The organism is Pseudomonas sp. Sample_21 (assembly GCF_004307525.1).
Taxonomy (GTDB): Bacteria; Pseudomonadota; Gammaproteobacteria; order Pseudomonadales; family Pseudomonadaceae; genus Aquipseudomonas; species Aquipseudomonas atacamensis.
Genome location: NZ_RCNZ01000079.1, coordinates 133,800 through 153,509 on the forward strand (window position 1 = coordinate 133,800; position 19,710 = coordinate 153,509).

The 19,710-nt window shown below is 60.0% G+C and carries 23 protein-coding genes; 13 read left to right on the forward strand and 10 right to left on the reverse strand.

The window, feature by feature from the left end:
- Window positions 1-24 precede the first annotated feature (24 nt).
- Both D8U71_RS14440 and D8U71_RS14445 read left to right on the forward strand, forming a co-directional pair.
- A complete protein-coding gene (locus tag D8U71_RS14440) occupies window positions 25-1,602 on the forward strand; it encodes a RimK family protein (RefSeq protein ID WP_130888034.1) in 1,578 nt (525 codons plus the stop codon).
- A 3-nt stretch (window positions 1,603-1,605) separates the two neighbouring features.
- On the forward strand, window positions 1,606-2,517 hold the full coding sequence (locus D8U71_RS14445; protein WP_130888035.1) for a magnesium transporter CorA family protein: 912 nt from the start codon (window positions 1,606-1,608) through the stop codon (window positions 2,515-2,517).
- Between the two features lie 42 nt (window positions 2,518-2,559).
- On the opposite strand, the gene D8U71_RS14450 is transcribed toward D8U71_RS14445, so the two are convergent.
- Entirely contained in the window at window positions 2,560-2,796 is a 237-nt protein-coding gene (locus D8U71_RS14450; protein WP_016774354.1) for a hypothetical protein, read from the reverse strand.
- 163 nt (window positions 2,797-2,959) lie between these two features.
- On the opposite strand from D8U71_RS14450, the gene D8U71_RS14455 reads away from it, so the two are divergent.
- Both D8U71_RS14455 and D8U71_RS14460 read left to right on the forward strand, forming a co-directional pair.
- Complete coding sequence (locus tag D8U71_RS14455; RefSeq protein ID WP_016774353.1) at window positions 2,960-3,403, forward strand: TspO/MBR family protein; 444 nt, start codon at window positions 2,960-2,962, stop codon at window positions 3,401-3,403.
- Entirely contained in the window at window positions 3,400-4,383 is a 984-nt protein-coding gene (locus D8U71_RS14460) for an alpha/beta hydrolase fold domain-containing protein (RefSeq protein ID WP_241664228.1), read from the forward strand. The genes D8U71_RS14455 and D8U71_RS14460 overlap by 4 nt, the downstream gene beginning before the upstream one ends.
- Here D8U71_RS14460 and D8U71_RS14465 read toward each other — a convergent pair.
- Window positions 4,341-4,916: a TetR/AcrR family transcriptional regulator gene (locus tag D8U71_RS14465; protein WP_130888036.1), complete on the reverse strand. Its 576-nt coding sequence runs from the start codon at window positions 4,914-4,916 to the stop codon at window positions 4,341-4,343. The two genes, D8U71_RS14460 and D8U71_RS14465, sit on opposite strands and share 43 nt — an antisense overlap.
- Before the next feature lie 141 nt (window positions 4,917-5,057).
- Here D8U71_RS14465 and D8U71_RS14470 point away from each other — a divergent pair, with 141 nt between their 5' ends.
- Entirely contained in the window at window positions 5,058-5,753 is a 696-nt protein-coding gene (locus tag D8U71_RS14470) for a glutathione S-transferase (RefSeq protein WP_130888037.1), read from the forward strand.
- A gap of 47 nt (window positions 5,754-5,800) precedes the next feature.
- On the opposite strand, the gene D8U71_RS14475 is transcribed toward D8U71_RS14470, so the two are convergent.
- Window positions 5,801-6,811: an NAD(P)-dependent alcohol dehydrogenase gene (locus D8U71_RS14475; RefSeq protein ID WP_130888038.1), complete on the reverse strand. Its 1,011-nt coding sequence runs from the start codon at window positions 6,809-6,811 to the stop codon at window positions 5,801-5,803.
- A gap of 157 nt (window positions 6,812-6,968) precedes the next feature.
- Here D8U71_RS14475 and D8U71_RS14480 point away from each other — a divergent pair, with 157 nt between their 5' ends.
- Complete coding sequence (locus D8U71_RS14480; RefSeq protein WP_130888039.1) at window positions 6,969-7,883, forward strand: LysR family transcriptional regulator; 915 nt, start codon at window positions 6,969-6,971, stop codon at window positions 7,881-7,883.
- Window positions 7,884-7,920: 37 nt separating this feature from the next.
- On the opposite strand, the gene D8U71_RS14485 is transcribed toward D8U71_RS14480, so the two are convergent.
- Window positions 7,921-8,307: a carboxymuconolactone decarboxylase family protein gene (locus D8U71_RS14485; RefSeq protein ID WP_123442795.1), complete on the reverse strand. Its 387-nt coding sequence runs from the start codon at window positions 8,305-8,307 to the stop codon at window positions 7,921-7,923.
- Window positions 8,308-8,383: 76 nt separating this feature from the next.
- Window positions 8,384-8,770: a MerR family transcriptional regulator gene (locus D8U71_RS14490; protein WP_016774345.1), complete on the reverse strand. Its 387-nt coding sequence runs from the start codon at window positions 8,768-8,770 to the stop codon at window positions 8,384-8,386.
- Window positions 8,771-8,979: 209 nt separating this feature from the next.
- Between D8U71_RS14490 and D8U71_RS14495 the strand changes: the two genes are divergently transcribed.
- From D8U71_RS14495 to D8U71_RS14510, 4 genes are all read left to right on the forward strand, one after another.
- On the forward strand, window positions 8,980-9,312 hold the full coding sequence (locus tag D8U71_RS14495) for a hypothetical protein (protein WP_016774344.1): 333 nt from the start codon (window positions 8,980-8,982) through the stop codon (window positions 9,310-9,312).
- A gap of 186 nt (window positions 9,313-9,498) precedes the next feature.
- The gene (locus tag D8U71_RS14500) at window positions 9,499-10,323 is read left to right on the forward strand and encodes an oxidoreductase (protein ID WP_130888040.1); all 825 of its coding nucleotides are present in this window, start codon (window positions 9,499-9,501) and stop codon (window positions 10,321-10,323) included.
- A 284-nt stretch (window positions 10,324-10,607) separates the two neighbouring features.
- Window positions 10,608-11,549 carry an AraC family transcriptional regulator gene (locus D8U71_RS14505; RefSeq protein ID WP_024012610.1) on the forward strand — a complete coding sequence of 314 codons (942 nt, stop codon included), beginning with the start codon at window positions 10,608-10,610 and terminating at the stop codon, window positions 11,547-11,549.
- Window positions 11,550-11,597: 48 nt separating this feature from the next.
- Window positions 11,598-12,227 carry a DUF3885 domain-containing protein gene (locus D8U71_RS14510; RefSeq protein WP_038861559.1) on the forward strand — a complete coding sequence of 210 codons (630 nt, stop codon included), beginning with the start codon at window positions 11,598-11,600 and terminating at the stop codon, window positions 12,225-12,227.
- 7 nt (window positions 12,228-12,234) lie between these two features.
- Here D8U71_RS14510 and D8U71_RS14515 read toward each other — a convergent pair whose 3' ends face one another.
- On the reverse strand, window positions 12,235-12,690 hold the full coding sequence (locus D8U71_RS14515) for a GNAT family N-acetyltransferase (RefSeq protein ID WP_024012608.1): 456 nt from the start codon (window positions 12,688-12,690) through the stop codon (window positions 12,235-12,237).
- A gap of 132 nt (window positions 12,691-12,822) precedes the next feature.
- Here D8U71_RS14515 and D8U71_RS14520 point away from each other — a divergent pair, with 132 nt between their 5' ends.
- A complete protein-coding gene (locus D8U71_RS14520; RefSeq protein WP_130888041.1) occupies window positions 12,823-13,236 on the forward strand; it encodes a PaaI family thioesterase in 414 nt (137 codons plus the stop codon).
- Window positions 13,237-13,247: 11 nt separating this feature from the next.
- On the opposite strand, the gene D8U71_RS14525 is transcribed toward D8U71_RS14520, so the two are convergent.
- Window positions 13,248-13,706: a helix-turn-helix domain-containing protein gene (locus D8U71_RS14525; RefSeq protein ID WP_016774338.1), complete on the reverse strand. Its 459-nt coding sequence runs from the start codon at window positions 13,704-13,706 to the stop codon at window positions 13,248-13,250.
- A 93-nt stretch (window positions 13,707-13,799) separates the two neighbouring features.
- On the opposite strand from D8U71_RS14525, the gene D8U71_RS14530 reads away from it, so the two are divergent.
- Window positions 13,800-14,741: an aromatic alcohol reductase gene (locus D8U71_RS14530; protein ID WP_130888042.1), complete on the forward strand. Its 942-nt coding sequence runs from the start codon at window positions 13,800-13,802 to the stop codon at window positions 14,739-14,741.
- A 35-nt stretch (window positions 14,742-14,776) separates the two neighbouring features.
- Here D8U71_RS14530 and D8U71_RS14535 read toward each other — a convergent pair whose 3' ends face one another.
- Both D8U71_RS14535 and D8U71_RS14540 read right to left on the reverse strand, forming a co-directional pair.
- Window positions 14,777-16,321 (reverse strand): GMC family oxidoreductase N-terminal domain-containing protein, encoded by a 1,545-nt coding sequence (locus D8U71_RS14535; RefSeq protein ID WP_130888043.1) that lies wholly within the window; start codon window positions 16,319-16,321, stop codon window positions 14,777-14,779.
- 26 nt (window positions 16,322-16,347) lie between these two features.
- Window positions 16,348-17,121, reverse strand: coding sequence for an alpha/beta hydrolase (locus D8U71_RS14540; protein WP_130888044.1), 774 nt, complete (start codon window positions 17,119-17,121; stop codon window positions 16,348-16,350).
- Window positions 17,122-17,209: 88 nt separating this feature from the next.
- Between D8U71_RS14540 and D8U71_RS14545 the strand changes: the two genes are divergently transcribed.
- Window positions 17,210-18,649 (forward strand): HD domain-containing phosphohydrolase, encoded by a 1,440-nt coding sequence (locus D8U71_RS14545; RefSeq protein ID WP_130888045.1) that lies wholly within the window; start codon window positions 17,210-17,212, stop codon window positions 18,647-18,649.
- Window positions 18,650-18,662: 13 nt separating this feature from the next.
- On the opposite strand, the gene D8U71_RS14550 is transcribed toward D8U71_RS14545, so the two are convergent.
- Window positions 18,663-19,571, reverse strand: coding sequence for a LysR family transcriptional regulator (locus D8U71_RS14550; protein WP_130888046.1), 909 nt, complete (start codon window positions 19,569-19,571; stop codon window positions 18,663-18,665).
- Window positions 19,572-19,710: the final 139 nt, after the last annotated feature.

Here is a 19,710-nt window from a genome sequence, read left to right on the forward strand (position 1 = left end):
TTCTTCAACAGGGATTCATTACTCATGTCAGCGGTGCAAGCCAACGTGAACGAAGTATTAGACAAAACCGAGCATTCGACAATCTCCCTCAGCGAGGAACCTCCCAGTATCAAGCCCTCGGGAAGTCGATTGCTCATACTGGTCGAACGCAAGGATGACTGGGCCGATTACCTGCCCAGCGAGAGCCTGATGCTCGCTCAGGATTACCTTGAACACAGCGATGATTTTCCTCATCGCACCCAGGTCATCAACCTCTGCCGCAATTACAAATACCTCGGTCAGGGCTATTACTGCTCATTGCTCGCCGAAGCGCGCGGACACAAGGTTTTTCCCTCGGTGCGCACCGTCAGCGAGCTGGCGCGCAAAGCGCTTTACGGGGTCGGGCTGAATGATCTGCAACGCACCCTGGAGCGGGCGCTGGCCAACCATCCATACGGCGAAACGGAAGCCTTCACGCTGTCGCTGTACTTCGGCAAGGCCTCGATCGAGCCGCTGCAAGAGATCGGCCGTCAACTGTTCGAGGCGTTCCCCTGCCCTATCCTGCTGGTGGAATTCCGCCGTGGTGAGAGCTGGCAGATCGCAGGCATCAAAGCCGGAGCGCTGCACAAGCTTCGCGACGAACAGCAGCATGTTTTCGCTGACGCACTGGACGCATTCAATCGCAGGACATGGCGTCAGCCCGCTTCCAAACGAGTGGCCCGCTACGACCTGGCCATCCTGCACGATCCTGACGAAGCCCTGCCGCCGTCTAACCCCGAGGCATTGCAGCGCTTCATCGCGGCAGGCGCACAGCTGGGTATCGATGTCGAACTGATCGAGAAAAAGGACGCACGTCTCGCCGAATTCGACGCGCTGTTCATCCGCGAAACCACGCGAGTGGATGATCACACCTATCGGTTCGCGAAAAAGGCTGAAAGCGAAGGCCTTGTGGTGATTGACGATCCGTCGTCGATCCTGCGCTGCACCAACAAGGTTTATCTGGCCGATTTGCTGAAGCGTCGCGGGCTGGGCATGCCGGCAACGGAAATACTCTACAAGGATCGTCCGCAGGAGCTCGAAAACGCAGGGCGTCGCCTCGGTTTTCCCTTGGTGCTGAAAATCCCCGATGGCTGTTTTTCACGGGGTGTCATCAAGGTCACCGATGCACAAGCGCTGGCCACTGCCGCACAGGAGTTATTCGAACACTCGGTGCTGCTGCTCGCGCAGGAGTACTGCTACACCGAATACGATTGGCGCGTCGGCGTGCTCAATGGCGAAGCGCTGTATGCCTGCCGATACTTCATGTCCAAGGGGCATTGGCAGATTTACAACCACAAGGCGCTGCCCGGCGAGATCAACGGGATGTGCGAGGCGGTGCCCGTCGAGCAAGCTCCGCCGGCAGTCGTGCAGCTCGCCGTACAGACGGCTCGACTGATCGGCGACGGCCTCTACGGCGTCGACCTCAAGCAGGCGGGCGATCGGGTCCTGGTCATCGAAGTGAACGACAACCCCAACCTCGATGCGGGTATCGAAGATGCGGTGCTGGGCGACGAACTTTATCGGCGCGTGCTGCAAGCGTTCACGCAAAGGCTCGAGCTCAAACACCGTGGCCAAGCGTGGTGAGCAATGATTGAAGGCTATTGCATTGATTGCGGCGCCCTGCACAGGACACCGGAGGACCAGGCGACTGTCTGGCTGTGTGTCGCCCCCGACGCAGCTGAGCAACTGGATTTGCACAGACGCCTGGGCATTGGCCCACAAGCGATAGAGTCGTCGCTGGACCCTGACGAAGTGGCCCGCATCGAGGTCAAGCCTGATCACCTGTTTATGATCTGGAAGCGCCCGGAAAGCTTCGACGGGCGCGCATTCAACGTTTCGTCCTTCGGAGTGGTGCTGAGCGAAAAACGCTTGGTGGTCATCTGCGCGAGCAACTCGCTGCTTTCGGGGCTGGAGCACGATGCGCAAATGACCGGGCCGCTGGACGTGCTGATGGCGTTACTCGCCGAAAGCGTTCACCACTATCTCGGGCATTTGCGCGTGGTCAAACAGATCGCCCGGGAGATCCAACAGCAATTCACCCGGGCGATGGACAATCAACAATTGGCGCAGATGTACAACCTGAGCGAAAGCCTCGTGTACTACGTCAATGCGATTCAAAGTAACGGTGCGGTGCTGACGCTGCTGCGCAACCACGGTCAGCGTCAGGGCTTCAGCGACGGTCAGCTGGCTGCGCTGAACGATCTGATCGTGGAAAACGAACAAAGCTTCCAGCAGGCCAGAATTCACGCCAAGGTGTTCGCCAACCTCATCGAATCCCACGGCAATCTTGCCAACAACAGCATGAACCGGGCCCTGCGCAAGCTGACGCTGATCAACGTCGTATTCCTTCCCTTGAACCTGATCGCCGGCATCGGTGGCATGTCGGAGTTCAGCATGATGACGTCCGGCGTTCCGTGGTGGATGTCCTTTCCCGTGCTGATCGCCTGCATGGGCCTCGTGGGCGCGGGGATGGTGCTGGTATTGCGGCGCATGGCCTGAATCCAGAGCACATTTTGCTGACGCCTGCGCCGCATCCGAAGGTCAATTGGTCCGGCTGACCACCCGGATATGTGTAATCCCTACCCGCTCGGCCTGCTCGAGAATCTGCTCTGGCGTCGAATCCGCCGTGGGCATGACCAGGCTGTTTTCCGCATCGCCCAGATGCAGTTCCAGCAGATGCATCGCCGCGTCGTGCTCGGCCAGTTGCGCTTCCTTGAGTTCGAGCAGATAAGTACGAGGCTCGCCGTTGAAACGGTATTCGATGTGATAGGTGTACATGATGTCGTCCGCGTCGGTGGGAAAAGGCAGTGTTTATCCTGACGCGACGGTCAGCTTTTAGTTCAACCTGACTGCCATTTTGCGTTTGCAAACAAACTTTTTGCGCAGCGAAGCGTCCTCTTCTTAACTCTCCATAACAGCTGATCACAGCTAAGGACTGGCAATGACCTTTTTCATCTTCCTCTTGGCCTGCGCGGCGGCGGCAACCACTGGCGTGATGTTCAAACCCGGCCCGTGGTACGAATCGCTGACCAAACCCTCTTTCACCCCGCCGAACTGGGCCTTTCCCGTAGCGTGGACGATCATCTACCTGCTGCTGGCCTGGGCCGGTTATCGCCTGAGCCTGATCCCCGGCAGCCAAACGGTGCTGGCTTTGTGGGCCGCACAGATCGCCCTGAACACGCTGTGGACGCCGGTGTTCTTCGGCGCGCATCAGGTGCTGGCGGCGCTGGTGATTCTGGCGGTGCTGTGGGTGGTGGTCGCCGTGATGGTGGTACTCGCACTGCAACTGGACGTGGTCACCGGATTGATTCTGTTCCCGTATCTGGCGTGGCTATGCGTCGCGGCGGCGCTGAACGCCTCGATCCTGATGAAGAATCGCCTGTGAGCGACTTCCCATGGCCGCAAGGCGAGCGCGAACTGGCGCAGGTGCGTGGGTTCAACAAAAAGCTCGCCTGGCTGCCGCGTTTCAAGATCCGCAATCGCCTTACCCCGAGGTTGATTCAGGCGTTGCTGCGGGCGGGTCAGCTCGGCGGCGACGGTAAGCTGCGCCAGCATGGGCTGAGCGCCGAACGGGAGATCATCGACACGGTGCCGGTACGCATCATTCGACCCAAGGGCAAAACCAGAGGCGTGGTGCTGGATTTCCATGGTGGCGGCTGGGTGATCGGCAATGCGCAGATGAACGACAACTTCAACATCGCCATCGTCAACACCTGCGACGTGGCGGTGGTGTCGGTTGATTATCGGCTGGCCGTGTCGACGCCAATCGAGGGCTTGCTGGACGACTGTCTGCGCGCCACTCGCGGCATCTTGAACGATGGCGAATTTGCCGGACTGCCCGTGGTTGTCGTCGGTGAATCGGCCGGCGGGCATTTGGCGGCGGCCACCCTGCTCGCGCTCAAGTCTTCGCCGCAACTGCTGCAACGGATCTGCGGCGCGCTGCTTTATTACGGCGTCTACGATCTGACCGGCACGCCCAGCGTGCGCACCGCATCCGCCGATACTCTGGTGCTCGACGGCCCCGGCATGGTCGAAGCGTTGCGCCTGCTCACGCCGGACATCAGCGACGAACAACGACGCCAGCCACCGCTGTCGCCGCTGTACGGCGATTTCAGCGGGCTGCCGCCAGCGTTGCTGTTTGCCGGCGACCTCGATCCGCTGCTGGATGACACCCGGCTCATCGCCGAGCGCTGGCAACACGCGGCGCCGGTGGAGATGTACGTTCTGCCGGAATGTCCGCATGGCTTCATCCACTTCCCGACCGCCACTGCTGACCATGTGCTGGCTTACAGCAGGCAGTGGATTTCGGCACGAGTGGCAAGCTACTCAGCGAAATCCGCCGAAATCAGCCCGGCGCTTTCGTAGCTGCCGATCAACTCATCAAACAACGCAATATCCCCTCGGCTGCGTGCAATCAACTGCGCACCAGCCACTGCCGCGTAAATCGCCCGCGCCCGCGCCTTGCAGCTGTCTTCGTCGGCAGCTCCTGCAGCGATCAACACTTGGGTCAGCCACTCGATGTTGACCTCTGCGAACTTCTTCACCTGGTCCTTCACCGGGTCTGGCAGATCCTGGTATTCGGCAGCCATGAAGCTGACCAGGCACAGCCGGTTACCGTTTTCCAGCGAAGTGCGGAAGATCGACGGGTACAACTTCAGGGATTGATGCGGCTCGGGATTGGCCTCACGAATGCCGTCCAGCGCCTTGGCCGCGTCTTGCCAGTAACGCTCGGCGACTGCCGCGCCGAGGTCGGCCTTGCTGGGAAAGTGGTAGTAGATGCTGGCGTTCTTGATACCCACCACTGCACCGATGCTACGGAAGTTGATGCCGTTGTAGCCGTGGGTCTGCGCCGCTGTTTTGGCGGCGTCCAGAATCGCTTCGCGTGCGTTCACGCTCATGTCTGTGTCCTCGCTGACTATCGGTCAATGGGGCGGAGTGTACCCGCGAAAGATTTACCTGCCAATTGGCAGGTAGGGGATTGACAGGAATAAATTCTGGTCGCAGTCTTTGCCTACCAACTGACAGGCAGGGCAACTGAAATGACCGCTAACTCGACTCAAAACGACGCTCACTCCATTTCCGCATTGAAAATCTACGACTGGTACAACGGCCCTTACCCGGCCCGCGTGCGCATCGCCCTGGCGGAAAAATCGCTATTGGCCCGCACCGAATTCGTCTCGGTAAATCTGTGGAAAGGCGAACACAAGAACCCCGAGTTCTTGCGCTTGAACTACTCCGGAACGCTGCCAGTGCTGGAACTGGAAGACGGCACGCTGCTCGCCGAATGCACGGCCATCACGCAATACCTGGACGTTCTCGATGGCAACCCTGTCCTCACCGGCCGCACACCGGTTGAGCAAGGACGGATCCACATGCTGACCAAGCGTGCCGAGATTGAATTTCTCGATGCCGTCAGCGTGTATTTCCACCATGCAACCCCGGGACTTGGCCCGGAAGTGGAGCTGTACCAGAACGCCGAATGGGGCATGCGCATGCGGGACAAGGCTGTGCGCGGCATGCGCTATTTCGACGACTTGCTGCGTGATCAGCCGTTCGTGGCCGGCACCAGTTTTTCCATGGCGGACATCGCCGTGTTGGGCGGGATGATCTTCTCGGCGCTGGTTGAGCTGGAAGTCCCGGAAGACTGCACGGCACTGCGCGAATGGCACGCGCGCATGCAGCAACGTCCGAGTGTGCAGCAATGGCGCGCGATGGTTGAGCGCGGCGAACCGTAAAAAACCAGACCAGCAAAAAGGCGCCTTGATCGGCGCCTTTTTCGTTGTCAGCTTACCTTGATCACAACCTTGCCAAACGCCCCCTTCGCCAGATGCTCATAGGCCTCGCGCGCCTGTTCGAACGGATACACATGGTCGATCACCGGCCGAATGTCGTGCTCGGCGAGGAACACGTTCATCCGGTCGAACGATGAACGCGGTGCCACCGCGATGCCGCGAATGGTGGTCTGGCGGAAGATCAGCGGCATCAGGTTCAGCTCGACAGTCTGCCCTGTCAGAAAGCCGATCTGCGCTATCCGCCCCGAGGCCTTGGTCGCTGCTACCGACTGATTGATGCCATTGCCTCCCGCCACATCAAGGAGCAGGTCCACACCCTTTCCCTCGGTGAGTTTCAGCACCTCGTCCGCCCAGTTCGGCGTGCTGCGGTAGTTGATACCGGCGACCGCACCCAGACGTTTTACCGCGTGCAGGTTTTCATCGCTGCTTGAGGTTGCGATGACTTTGGCGCCCAGCGCGGTGGCGATCTGCACGGCGAAGATCGATACGCCGCCGGTGCCCTGTACCAACACGGTCTGCCCCGGTTGAATAGCGCCGAAATCCACCAGCGCATACCACGCAGTAAGTGCGGCGATCGGCAGCGTCGCCGCCTCTTCATCGCTGATGTTGGCCGGCGCGCCGACGGCGCTGTCCTGATGAATGATCATGTACTCGGCGAGGCCACCGGGCAGCGGCGAACCGAAGCAGTAATCCGGCTCGTTCGGCCCCGGCTCGCCGTCAAGCCAGCGCGAGTACAGATGCGAATTGACCCGGTCGCCGACCTTGAAGCGTGTCACGCCGTCGCCGATCGCAACCACCGTGCCGACGGCATCGCTGACCGGAATCAACGGTTTTGGCACCATGTGCGGCTCATAGATGCCGTCAACGATCGCCTTGTCGCGAAAATTCAGCGACACCGCGCCGACCTTGACCAGCAGCTCGCCGGGCTTGGGTTGCGGCGTTTCCGTCTCCCCGAGTTGCAGATTGTCGAGCCCGAAATCTTTCAGTAACCATGCTTTCATGGTGAGTCTCCAAATGCGTTATTGGCCGCAAACCCTCAGCAGGTTTGCCTTGGGGCCATGATTGGCTTTTACACCAGCGCAATAAATGCTTGGAAACAGACAGGATTGTTCTATTCTCAGGCAACAAATCCAGATACTGAAGCTCAGCGGAAAAGTCATGGAATTACTGCAATCGATGCGCCTGTTCGCCCGGCTGGCGGAGCTGGGCAGTTTCACCAAAGCCGCCGAGTCGCTGGATATCGGCCGGCCGCAGGTCACTCGCTATATTCAGGAACTGGAAACATCGCTGGGCGTGCGCCTGTTCCAGCGCACTACGAGGAAAGTCGCACTCACCGCCGAGGGTGAACTTTTCTATCAGCGGGTACAGGAAATCCTCGCCGAGATCACCGCCGCCACCACGATGTTCGATCGCACCGGAGCCACGCTGTCCGGCCGCCTGCGCATCGATATCCCCACTGCGTTCGCGCAACTGGAATTCATCAAAAGCTTGCGCGAATTCACCGACACCTACCCCGGCATCGACATGGTGCTGGGCGTCACCGATCGTGCGGTTGATCTGGTCGGCGAAGGCATCGACTGTGCGCTGCGCATCGGCGAGCTGCCCGACTCAACCCTGATCGCCCGCCCTATCGCCTTGGCGACCATGGTCACCTGCGCCGCGCCCGAATACCTGCGCGACCACGGCACGCCGGAAACGCTTGGAGATCTGGCGAACCATCAAGGTGTGAACTTTCTCTCGGGCCAGAACAACCGCACCTTGCCCTGGCAGTTTTCAGTTGAGGGCAAACAGAAAAGCTACGTCAGCCGCAAAGGCATTACCGTCACCGAGTCGAACGCTTACGTGCAGTGTGGCGTGTCGGGCTTCGGCATTATCCAGGCGCCGGGCATCGCGGTCGCCGAGCATCTGGCTAGCGGTGCTCTGGTGGAAATTCTGCAACCGCTGCGCCCGACGCCTCGGCCGGTATCGCTGCTGTACCCGAGCCGCACGCATTTGCCGGCGCAGGTGCAGGTGTTTATCGAATGGTTGCAGGTGCGGTTTGTGCAGTTGTACGCGGGGTGGGTGGAAGGTTGAATCTGGCTTTATCGCGCAGTTTCTGCAGCGTGCGCACCTAAGACTTAACACTGATCCCGCGAGCAGCAAAGACTTCACGCGCAGCCGTTATACCGTTCAAGGCACTGGGAAACCCTGCGTATACGGTCATTTGCAAGATCACATCGACCACCGCCTCCGGTGTGCACCCGACGTTCAGGGCGCCGCCGATATGCACTTTCAGTTGTGGCTGGGCATTGCCCAATGCGGTCAGTGCCGCAACGGTTGCCAGCTCACGAGTGCAGTGATCGAGCCCGGGGCGGGCGAAGACATCGCCGTAGGCAAAACTCAGAATCCATTCCGCAAGCTCTGGAGCAGTATCCTTCAATGAATCAACCACTGCCTGACCAGGTCCGCCAGTAATCTGCGTCAGAGCGGCTTCTCCGCGCGCTCGACGATCAGTCATCTCCACGGGCGCTGCCACACTGGTCACGCTGGCGCCGATCAATGTGGCGGACAGCAAACGATTGAAACCGGGAAGTTTACGGATCATGGTGATGCTCCTTTTGCTCGAGTTGGTGGTAGATCTGAATCTTGTTATCCAGAACCTCCAGGGACTGGCTCAACTGGCTGATCTGCGCTTGCACGTCCCGGCGATGCTGCTCCAGAAGCTCGCGGCGTTCTGCCAGGGTCGAGTCGCCTGAACGGCGCAGTTCGGCATACCGCAGCATTTGCTGGATCGGCATTCCGGTCGCCTTCAGCCGGAGCAGAAACTCGGCCCACAGCACATCCTTCTCGGCGTACACCCGGTGGCCATTGCCACCGCGCCCAACCGGATCGAACAGCCCGATGCGCTCGTAATAGCGGATCGTGTGAGCGCTCAGATCAAGGCGTTTGGCCAACTTTGAAATTGTCAGTTCTGGATTCATGTCATCACCGTAAAGGTTTGAGTGCGCTCTAAGTCAATGGCTATTTTCCATCGTGCAGAATCAGGCAAATCGCCAACAGTATCCGCCTAACGCCGACACCGCCCTGCCCCCTAATCTGAACCCATGCAGAACACACCACTGCAACGGGTTAACCAGAGACTGATCTGAACGACCCGGACCTCAATCGAAATTTGACCGGAGTCACCGCCATGAAAACTGTAAGCCAACTGATCGCCGTCGCCACCTTCGCCCTCAGCGCCAGCGCATTCGCCGTACCGAGCAATCAGGAAGATCGTTTCTTCACCCAGGTCAGCGAACCACAGCAGACTGTTGCTGCCGATGGCTCGGAACGTACGCCCCAAGGCCAGGCTCTGGCTGAAAACGGCCGCAACCGCCTCGAGGAACACGGCCTGGTTGAAGACGGTTATGACAAGACCCCACAAGGCCAGGCCATCGCTGCCGACGGCTCAGACCGCACCCCGCTGGGTGAGGCCCTCGCCGCTGATGGATCGGACCGTACACCGGGTCGTCGCGCAGCTTAAGCGCGTGTTGCCGAGACAAGAAAAGTCCTGCGGGTTTGAAACCCGCAGGACTTTTCCTTTTTTTGAGGCAAGACCTGGAAAACCCTATTGATAGGAACAGGCAATACTTCGATCCGATTCGGCATCGTCCGCCAGCGTTATCCGCCCTAGCATGGCCTCTCCAATTGCCTCCAGGAGTACAAATCCATGAAGACCCTTTTCATCACCGGTGTCAGCAGCGGCTTCGGCCAGGCGCTGGCCAAGGAAGCGCTCGCTCAAGGTCACAGGATTATCGGCACAGTGCGCAGTGAATCCGCTCTGGCAGCCTTCGAAGCGCTGTCGCCCGAGCGCGCGCATGGGGTGGTGCTGGACGTTACCGATTTCGATGCCATCGATGGGGTGGTTGCGGCTGTGGAGGATCGTCACGGCCCGGTGGACGTGCTGGCCAACAACGCAGGTTATGGCCATGAGGGGATTTTCGAAGAGTCCTCTCTGGAAGAAATGCGCCGCCAGTTCGACGTCAATGTGTTCGGCGCGGTGGCGGTGACCAAGGCTTTCGTCCCGTATTTCCGCCGGCGCCGCGCGGGGCATATCCTCAATATCACTTCGATGGGCGGCCATATCACCATGCCCGGGATCGCGTACTACTGCGGCAGCAAGTTCGCTCTGGAGGGGATTTCTGACACCTTGAGCAAGGAGCTTGCGCCCTTCAATATTTTTGTCACCGCTGTGGCGCCGGGATCGTTTCGCACCGACTGGGCAGGCCGCTCGATGCAGCGCACGCCTCGTAGTATCAGTGATTACGACGCAAGCTTCGATCCGGTGCGCAAGGCCCGGAAGGAGAAAAGCGGCCATCAGTTGGGCGATCCGCAGAAAGCTGCACGGGTCATGCTGACGATCATCGACAGTCCAAACCCGCCGGCTCACCTGCTATTGGGCAGTGATGCGCTGGCGCTGGTGCGTGACAAATTGCAGCGCACGGCGGAGAGTATTGAGCAATGGGCAGCGCTTAGCCGCTCGACGGATGGCTGAAGGATCAAAAGCACCCTCACCCCAGCCCTCTCCCGGAGGGAGAGGGAGCCGATCGCGGGTGGATTCAACTCCTGAGCCTGCCTCGAAGATTTCCGCAGGGCTTATTACTCTAGAACAGCGCGGTCAGCATTCGGCGCGATATTTCAGGTCGGCAGATCCCGATCAAACACCACGGTCAGTCCCCTCTCCCTCTGGGAGAGGGCTAGGGTGAGGGCTCTGTCTGACACCCCGCCAATCAGCCAGACAGGTTCAAACCCGCCTTTTCACAAGGAAACCCACAGCCCATGCCGAAACCGAAAGACCCGCTCACAACGCGCATGGTCCAGCTAATGAGCCAGCTCGCCCCGCTGGAAGGTTACAACCTGAGCCCGCTGGACGATGTGCGTTTCCTGCGTTCCAATCGACCGCTGACCCGCACGCCGGTGTTGTACGAGCCGGGCATCGTCATCCTTTGTCAGGGGCGTAAACGCGGTTATCTCGGCGATGAAATCTACGTCTACGACGCTCAGCATTATCTGGTGGTGTCGGTGCCGGTACCCTTCACCATGGAAACCGACGCCAGCGAAGCCGAGCCAATGCTCGCGGTGTACGTGCGCCTGGATTTCGCTTTGGCTGGCGAGCTGATCCAGCAAGTGGACGAGCGGTGGGATTTCACCACAGCGCACCCGATGGGCATGTACGCCTCGCCGCTCGACGAACCGCTACGCCGGTCAACCCTGCGTTTTCTTGAAGTGATGAGCGACGATGCCGACGCGCAAATCCTCGGTCCGGCGATGCTGCGCGAGCTCTACTACCGCATCCTCACCGGCGAACAAGGCGGCACCCTGCGTGCCGCCATCGCCCAGCAAGGTCAGTTCGGCAAAGTGACCCGCGCCATCCACAAGATCCACAGCTGTTATCACCAGCATCTCGACGTAGAAACCCTGGCCGAGGAAGCGCAGATGAGCGTGCCGAATTTTCATCTGCACTTTCGCAAGGTCACCGACTCCTCGCCGATGCAGTATCTGAAGTCGACGCGGCTGCACCAGGCGCGATTGCTGATGCTGCGTAACGACCTGACCGCGGCAAAAACTGCATTTCTGGTCGGCTACGAAAGCGCCTCGCAATTCAGCCGCGACTTCAAACGCCTCTTCGGCCGCACACCGCTAGCGGAAGTTGCGTGGATGAAACAGGCCTATGCGCTGCCGGCACCGACGACTGCTTCGCCGTTTGTGTCGTCGCACTGACTTCACCCGCGTATTGAACACACAGAAATTCACATTGAAGGGAAGAAAGTGAATCTTAGAGCTGAGATCGAAAACGCATTTGGACCCCAGGCATTCGCCCGCCCGCTTTTCTATTCCTGGCCGGGAGGATTGCGTTTCGAACTCTCCGAAACGGGCGGAATGATCGAGCAATTCCTGACCGCTATGCGCAAATCCATAACCATCTGCGGCGACGTTTTCCAAGGGGACGAATCGTTTGTCGCATGCCTGCGCATTCATTCCGGTCGCAATCGATTCGCCCATCGCAGTACTCTTCGCGCCCTTAAATCTGCTGGCATCGATACTCCATCAGCGCTGTGCATCTGGAGCGAAGAAATAGATAACGAGGAATGGTTCAGTGAGGAAGAGCCGGAATATTGGGTCAACGTCGCCTTCGAAGCGTCTGTGGCGAGCATTCAAGCATTACTCTGGTGCGCATTGGCCAAGGACTTCGGTGCTATCCAACCGCGTGCGAACTGTGCTGTCTACCTGTTCAATCTGCCCAAGCGAGTCATGGTCTTTCCCTATGACGACCGAGGCATGGACGTGGTTGGAGCCAACACCGAACTACTTTTGCAGCTTTATCAACGACATCATGCCTGGTTGCTCGACCATGACCGCGCAGCGATGGAAGCCACATTCGGCAGGCTGAAACGTTAGGTGAACGCTATCGTTTCAACTTCTTCGCCATGATGATCGTGCGCTCCGTCTGATGAAACTCATCTCTGATTTTCTTGAAGCCGAGCGAAGCATAGAAGCCTTCTGCGGTGACTGAGGAAGGAACGCGCAGCAGATTGAAACCTGTGTCCATGGCGAGTGATTGAATGCTCTTCATCAGCTGTCTTCCGACACCCATTCCTTGAAAGTCCGGGTCGACAAAAACGCTTCGAACAACGTCTCGATCGAGACTTGCCGTTGCGACGATTTGACTGTCGAGCGTAGCGACCAGCACCTGACGCTCAGTCAAAAAACGAAGGATCTTCGAGGGCGAAAAACTTTCAATCACTCGATCGATGATTTCGGGAGGATAGTCCCGAGCATTGCTCTCACGGAGCGTCTTGATGATCGTTTCACTGATAGCCGATGCATCCGCATCTCTCGCGATGTGAATTTGAATATCCACCCAGTAGCTCCTTGCTTGTCCGCTCCGTGTACAGCACTTATCGCAGCAAATTCCCCATCCGCATAGTGCTTGCCCCCTTCTGTGTTTCCCCGCCCAATCAAACAGGTCAGCCACCTGCATCAGGATGGGATCATGAACACCACGGCCATTCCCGAAGGTTTCACACCATTCACCCGCAGCAGTCCGTTGCTGGATCTGCTCGGCCCGATCTACGCCAGAGGCCACGGCCTGCAATTGGAACTGGGCTTGCTGACCGACTCCCGCCACGCCAATGGTCGCGGCACTTTGCATGGTGGTGTATTGGCGACTTTGGCCGATGTCGGGATGGGCTACGCCATGGCCTTTTCCAGCGATCCGCCGCAGCCGTTGATTACGGCGAGCATGACCCTGGATTATCTCGGGGCGGTGCAAATCAACGAGTGGCTCGAAGTGCGTCTTGAACACTCCAAAAAGGGCCGCCAACTGGCGTTTGCTGGCGTCAGTCTGCACGTAGGTGAGCGAACGGTCGCGCGCGCCAGTGCCGTGTTCGCGGTGCCGCTGAGCTGAAGCGCGAAACCTCAGTCTGACGCTTCAGAATCATCCCGCGCTGGAACAGGAATTTGCCATGAGGGTTTCTTGCCGACCTGGCTATCGAACGTGCGTCGCGCTTGGCGGAAACCCTCGACGTTTTCCACCACCCAAGTCCAGATCGGCGACATCCGCACCAGCAAGCCCATGCCCAATGGCGTCAGCTCGTACTCGACGTGCGGCGGCACCTGGTCGAGCTCGCGCCGGGTCAGCAGGCCGTCGCGTTCCAGTGCACGCAGGGTTTTGGTCAACATGCGCTGAGTCACGCCGGTCATCTGCCGTTTGATCTCGGCGTGACGCATCGTGCCGTACACCCCCAAGGCATGCAGGATGCCCAAAGACCAGCGACTGCCGGCGTGCGCGAGCACTTCGCGGCGCACGCCATCATCGTCTCGTCTGAGCGTCTGGCAGATTGCTTCTGCCTCACTGAGCGCTTGCTGATCAGTCATTTCTTCCCCTGGTATCACGCGTGTGCCTTCTTCTGAGTGCTGCCCGATCGTGCCAGCATTTGCCGATCTTACATGCAGATCTCAGGAGACATCATGACCGAATCGAACCACCCTTCCCCGCAATCCATTCTCGTCCTGGGCGCAGGTGAGCTCGGCCTGCCGGTTTTGCGCAACCTTGCGCGAGTGGCAAAGCGCTCGCCCGGCAGCACGATCAGCGTCCTGCTCAGGGCCTCGACGATCGACAGTCAGTTGCCGGCAAAGAAAGCCGAAATCGATGAACTGCGCAGTCTCGGCGTGCAGATGGTGGCGGCAGATCTGGTCAACGATTCGATCGACCAACTGGCCGAAGTCTTCGCACCTTTCGATGCCGTCATCGGCTGCGCCGGCATGGTCGCTGGTCGTGAGACGCCGATGAAGCTGGCGACCGCTGCGCTCAAGTCGGGCATCAAACGCTACTTTCCCTGGCAGTTTGGCGTGGACTTCGAAGTGATCGGCCGGGGCAGTCCGCAGGATCTGTTCGATGCTCAGCTCGACGTGCGCGAACTGCTGCGCGCGCAGGACAAAACCGAATGGGTGATCATCTCGACCGGCATGTTTACCAGTTTCCTCTTCGAGCCGGTGTTTGAAGTCGTTGATTTCGACAACGACACCGTTAACGCCCTGGGCAGCCTGGACACCAGCGTGACGCTGACGACCCCGGACGACATCGGCAAACTGACTGCAGAAATCGTTTTCTTCGAACCGCGTTTTCGCAACGAGATCGTGTATCTGTCGGGCGACACGCTGACCTATGAACAGGTCGCGGGCCTTCTCGAACGCGTGCTCGGACGGCCCTTCAAGCGTAACGTCTGGACAGTGCCGCACCTGATGCAGGAACTGGAAAAAGACCCCACTCACCACATCAAAAAATACCGCGCTGTATTCGCCCAAGGCCGAGGTGTGGCGTGGCCGAAAGCGGGCACGTTCAATGAGCAGCAGACGATACAGGTCACGACGGCCGAGCAGTGGGCGCGGGAAAATCTTGCGAACGAGTGAAAGCAGATTTTGCGCAGCGGGGCGTTGTGGGCGCTTTATACTCCTGCAAGCACCAGCTCCGCTGCCCGCTCACCAATAACGACGCACGGCGCCATCGTGTTGCCAACGGTGATGCGCGGCATGATCGAGGCATCTGCAACGCGCAGCCCGTCGATCCCGTACACGCGTAATTGGTGGTCAACCACCGACAGCGCATCGCGGCCCATTTTTGCCGTACACGACAGGTGCCAGTAGGTCATCGCCGAGTTGCGGATGAACTGTTCCATAGCGCGGTGTTCTCTCGGCCCGGGCACGACTTCGCGCTTGATCAGCCCATCGAAGGCCTGGCTGTTGCCGAGCGCCCGGCACAGTTCGATCGACGCATGGGCTGCGGCCATGTCCTCGGGCTCGCTCAGGGAGTTCGGCTCAATGATCGGTGCATCCAGCGGCCCTGCACCTGACAACCGCAAGCGTCCGCGACTGGCAGGTCTGGCCAGCCCGGCGAACATGGTCCAGCCATGCTCCGGCGGCTCGATGGCGACCTCAGGCGGAGACGGTACCGCGAATGCCAGCTGACACTGCAAAAGATCCGGGGCTTCCAGGCGACTGTCGCTTTTCCAGTACAAGGTGGTTTCGCATCCGCTGCCAGCGACCGCTTGGGGTTGTTGGTATTCCCACGTGCAGCCGAAAGCCAGATGATCCTGCAAATTTTCGCCGACACCGGGTAAATGAACGACCGGTGCGATGCCGTGTTTTCGCAGTTCATCCGCCGGGCCGATGCCCGACTGCATGAGCACTTTCGGTGATTGCACCGCGCCCATGGACAGAACGACTTCAGCTGCGGCATGAAAGCGGCACCGCTCGCCGGCGGTCAACACTTCGACACCGACGGCCCGGGTGCCGACCAGCAACACGCGGGTCACCAACGCCCCGGTCAGCACCGTCAGGTTCGGACAGTGCAAGCGTGGCCGGATGTAGGCGTCGTAAACCGACTCGCGCTTGCCCTGTTTGATGCGCAAGTCGGTGACAGCGATCCCTCCTGCCCCTTCCATCATCTCGCCATTGGGGCTGTCGAATCGGGGGATGCCCAGATCGCCGGCCGCCTCCAGCGTTGCCAACGCAAGGGGTTGAGGTGTAGCCGGCTGCTCGACATGTACCGGCCCACCTGAACCACGCCGGGTGGCGTCCGGGCTGCCTTGCCAGTTTTCGATCCTGCGGTAGTAATCGAGCACCGATGCGTAGCCCCAGGCCGGGTCGCCAGACTCGGCAGCAAAATGCTCCCAATCGGCGCGATGGCCGCGCGACCAGACCATCACGTTGATGCTCGAACCTCCGCCGAGCCCCTTGCCCATGCTCAGCGGGAGCCGGCGACCGTTCAAGCGTGGATCGGCTTGGCCCTCGAATGCCCAGTCGCGCGTGGAGCCGAGGTTCAGCGGCCATTGCGCCGGTTCTGTCACCTCGGGGCCAGAATAGTCTTCGCCGGCCTCAATCAGCAGAACCCGTGCGCCTGACTCATCGGCAAGCCGCGCAGCGACCACGCAGCCCGACGTGCCGGCACCACAGACAATGAAGTCATAGTCGTGATCGCTTTGAGGGTTCATACGCCCGCTCCCCTTCGATGCCGCGATCACTGCTCAGCAACGCTGTGCACGGCCTTGAGAATCACTGCGGCGACCTCGGCCGGCTGCGATTGCTGCGGGACATGGCTGGCGTGCACCTCTGCAAGGGTCGCACCGATACGCTTGGCGGCAGAACGCTGGACGTCGGGATGAATCATCCGGTCTTCGGTAGCGAGCAGGTACCAGGACGGCTTGGTTTTCCAGGACGAAACGGTGGTTTTATCTTCGAAAGCCGAGGCCTTGATCGGCCCTTGCGTGGCAGTCATGACGGCAGTTTGCGCGGCCGGCAGATCCTGAGCGAAGTCCTTGGCCATGCCTTCAGCGGTGAGATAGAGGAAGCCGTTACCGTCAGCCTTGATCTGACTGATGCCCGGCGGCGTCGGCGCGCCTTTACCCTGTTCGCCACTGGTTTGCCCGGCCTCTGGCGCGAAGGCGGCGACATACACCAGCGCGCTGACTTTCTGGTCGTTACCGGCTTCGGTGATCACCGTGCCGCCCCACGAGTGACCGACCAGCACCACTTTGCCCTGCTGGTTGTTCAGCACGCGGCGCGTGGCGGCAACGTCGTCGGCCAGCGAGGTGAGCGGGTTTTGCACAACGGTCACGGCCACGCCTTTGGCTTGCAGCAGTGGCACGACTTTGGCCCAGTCGGAACCGTCAGCGAAGGCGCCGTGTACGATCACCACCGAAGGCGTTGTATCCTGCGCGTGGCTGGCGCCAGCCATGAAGGTACTGGCCAGGGCAAAGGCGACGGTGGCGAATTTCGATTTGATTGTTTTCATTGGATGAGCTCCTGTTCGGGAGTTCAGATTCTGCTGACTGGCCTGCGTTGTGGGCATCGGTCAATTATCCGACCCCGAGGCATTTTTCATGGATAGTGGCTTGCAACTGGACATCTCACTGGACGGCGCATTGGCAACCATCGCCCAGGTCGGTGACCTCAGCATGGGGCAACCGCTCGGTCATTCCCGGCGCGTTGCCGCTTTGGCGCGGATGCTCGCGCAGGCATGCCACGGCGCCGGTGAGCATTTGCAGGTTGCAGAGCAGATTGCCTTGCTGCGCTGGTCTGGGTGCACGGCCAACGCCGAAGGCTTTGCCGACCTGCTGGGCGACGACGTCGATGGTCGCCGCGCAATGCTCGATCTGACCCTGGGCAATGAACAGATGAACGCGGTGCATCAGGCAACCCCGCTGGCCGTGGTGCACTGTGAAGTGTCCGGTGCAATCGCCAAAACCCTCCAGCTCGGGGCCGCCGTTGAGGCGGGCCTGTGTCGAGTGTTCGAAACTTACGACGGCACTGGCCGACCACTGGGCGTAAGTCATGAGCACATCCCGGAAGTCGCCTATCAGGTGGTCATGGCCGGAGATCTGGACATTCTCACCCGCGCCCATGGCCTGGACGCGGCGCTGCGCTGGATCAGCGAGCAGTCGGATCGGCGCTACCCTGCGTCGCTGGTGTCGTTGCTGGTGGCTAATGCCAAGGACTGGCTGGCGGATCTGGAAACGCTTTGCACAAAAGTTGAACCCGCGCCTGAGCAGCGTCATGTCTCACTGACTTTGGTCGGAGACATCATTGACTTGAAGCTGCCATGGCTGGCCGGGCATTCGCGTCAGGTCGCCCATGTCGCCGTGGAAGCTGCGCGCCTGTGGGGGCTGGATGAGCCGACTTTGGCAAACATTGGCAAGTCCGCGCTGATTTACGGTCTCGGCCGCGCAGCCGTTTCCAATCACCTATGGAATAGCCCAGGGCCGCTGCCCTACGGTGCGGCAGAGCGAGTGCGCCTGGTGCCTTACTGGACGCAACAGGCGCTCAGGCCGGTAATGGAACTGGCCGCGCCCGCCGAGATAGCCACCCACGCGTATGAACGGCTCGATGGCAGCGGCTATTTTCGCGGCGTGGCGGGTGATGCACTGAATGCCGAACATCGGCTGTTCGCCACCTCGGTCGCCTGGGTAGCGTTGGGGCAAGCCCGGCCATGGCGATCAGCCCACGACGAAACCGCAGCAGCCACGCTACTCAAACAGGATGCCGGCCGTGGTCTGTTCGATAACGATGTCTGCGAAGCGGTCATTGCTGCCGCCACTGGCGAGCGTCGCCTGCGGCAACCCAAGCCTTCGCTGCTGACAGCCCGTGAGTGCCGCATTCTTCTGGAAATCAGCCGCGGCGCCAGCAACAAACAAGTCGCGCAACTGTTGGCTATCAGTCCGAGCACGGTACGTACGCACATGGAAAGCATCTTTCGCAAACTGCAATGTTCGACCCGGGCAGCCGCCACCCTGAAGGGGCTGACACTGGGCTTGATCGCCTGAGCCCTGCGCCGGGTCAAACCTGATCAGCCTGCCTGGCGCGAGCCAGTTCGATGAATGCCCTGGCGGCCGCAGAGGGATTGCGGCGGTTCGGGTAGTACAGGCACAACCTGTCTCGGGGCGGGGTCCAGTCCTCGAGTACCTGCACGAACTCGCCGCTGCGGATTTCGTCACGAACGTCCTGCTCCATGAAAAAGCCCAGCCCCATGCCCGCCTGCACCGCGACCTTGACCACACTCGATTCATCCAGCGTAAGCGGACCGTTCACATCCAGACGGGTAACTTCTCCGTCCCGTTCGAAATACCAAGGGAAAATCGCCCCGTTCGGCAGTCGCACGCGGACGCATCGATGACCGGGCAGATCGGACGGCGTGCGCGGTTTGCCGTGTTGTGCAAAATACCCCGGCGAACCGACCACCGCGTAACGTTGCGGCGGGCCGACAGGCACCACAATCACGTCGTTGGGCACCAGGCCTGCCGAGCGCACGCCGAAATCGAAGCCGTCAGCCACGATATCCACCAGCCGGCCTTCGGTTACAAGGTCAATATGCACTTTCGGATGCTGCTGCAAAAACTCGATCACCAGTGGCAGCAACGCCGAACGCGCAGCACTGGCGAAGGCGTTGATGCGCAACGTGCCCGAGGGCCCGGCGTTCTGCGAGCGCACTGCGTCGAGTGCCGCACGCAAATCCTGCAAGGCTGGCCCCACCTGTTCGAGAAACACTCTCCCCGCTTCGGTGATGGCGACGCTGCGGGTGGTGCGGTTGAACAGGCGCGATTCGAGGCGCGCTTCCAGTTGCGCAATGGTGTTGCTCAGCGCGGTGGTGGAGACGTCGAGATCAATGGCGGCCTGGCGAAACGACCCCCTTCGCGCCACGGCTATGACGGCGTCCAGTTCATTGAGGGCCAAGCGATCCTGAACCATGGATTGTCCTGATTTCCGGGATAGGTCATTAAGTTTTGTCCCAGTTGAACAAACTATCTGCGGCCCAGCAAGATGACTCCAGTTAATCAATCAGGAGTCAGCCAATGAACCTTCAACATCCCGCCGTCGTGCAGACGTA

Bases quoted from the DNA above. Each gene is read 5' to 3' on its own strand.
- D8U71_RS14475 (WP_130888038.1), bottom strand. From the start codon at position 6,811: ATGAAAGCATGGTTACTGAAAGATTTCGGGCTCGACAATCTGCAACTC.
- D8U71_RS14535 (WP_130888043.1), bottom strand. From the start codon at position 16,321: ATGAACCCTCAAAGCGATCACGACTATGACTTCATTGTCTGTGGTGCC.
- D8U71_RS14530 (WP_130888042.1), top strand. From the start codon at position 13,800: ATGACCGAATCGAACCACCCTTCCCCGCAATCCATTCTCGTCCTGGGC.
- D8U71_RS14465 (WP_130888036.1), bottom strand. From the start codon at position 4,916: ATGAGCGTGAACGCACGCGAAGCGATTCTGGACGCCGCCAAAACAGCG.
- D8U71_RS14485 (WP_123442795.1), bottom strand. From the start codon at position 8,307: ATGACTGATCGTCGAGCGCGCGGAGAAGCCGCTCTGACGCAGATTACT.
- D8U71_RS14440 (WP_130888034.1), top strand. From the start codon at position 25: ATGTCAGCGGTGCAAGCCAACGTGAACGAAGTATTAGACAAAACCGAG.
- D8U71_RS14445 (WP_130888035.1), top strand. From the start codon at position 1,606: ATGATTGAAGGCTATTGCATTGATTGCGGCGCCCTGCACAGGACACCG.
- D8U71_RS14495 (WP_016774344.1), top strand. From the start codon at position 8,980: ATGAAAACTGTAAGCCAACTGATCGCCGTCGCCACCTTCGCCCTCAGC.
- D8U71_RS14540 (WP_130888044.1), bottom strand. From the start codon at position 17,121: ATGAAAACAATCAAATCGAAATTCGCCACCGTCGCCTTTGCCCTGGCC.
- D8U71_RS14525 (WP_016774338.1), bottom strand. From the start codon at position 13,706: ATGACTGATCAGCAAGCGCTCAGTGAGGCAGAAGCAATCTGCCAGACG.
- D8U71_RS14490 (WP_016774345.1), bottom strand. From the start codon at position 8,770: ATGAATCCAGAACTGACAATTTCAAAGTTGGCCAAACGCCTTGATCTG.
- D8U71_RS14450 (WP_016774354.1), bottom strand. From the start codon at position 2,796: ATGTACACCTATCACATCGAATACCGTTTCAACGGCGAGCCTCGTACT.
- D8U71_RS14520 (WP_130888041.1), top strand. From the start codon at position 12,823: ATGAACACCACGGCCATTCCCGAAGGTTTCACACCATTCACCCGCAGC.
- D8U71_RS14470 (WP_130888037.1), top strand. From the start codon at position 5,058: ATGACCGCTAACTCGACTCAAAACGACGCTCACTCCATTTCCGCATTG.
- D8U71_RS14550 (WP_130888046.1), bottom strand. From the start codon at position 19,571: ATGGTTCAGGATCGCTTGGCCCTCAATGAACTGGACGCCGTCATAGCC.
- D8U71_RS14545 (WP_130888045.1), top strand. From the start codon at position 17,210: ATGGATAGTGGCTTGCAACTGGACATCTCACTGGACGGCGCATTGGCA.
- D8U71_RS14455 (WP_016774353.1), top strand. From the start codon at position 2,960: ATGACCTTTTTCATCTTCCTCTTGGCCTGCGCGGCGGCGGCAACCACT.
- D8U71_RS14505 (WP_024012610.1), top strand. From the start codon at position 10,608: ATGCCGAAACCGAAAGACCCGCTCACAACGCGCATGGTCCAGCTAATG.
- D8U71_RS14480 (WP_130888039.1), top strand. From the start codon at position 6,969: ATGGAATTACTGCAATCGATGCGCCTGTTCGCCCGGCTGGCGGAGCTG.
- D8U71_RS14500 (WP_130888040.1), top strand. From the start codon at position 9,499: ATGAAGACCCTTTTCATCACCGGTGTCAGCAGCGGCTTCGGCCAGGCG.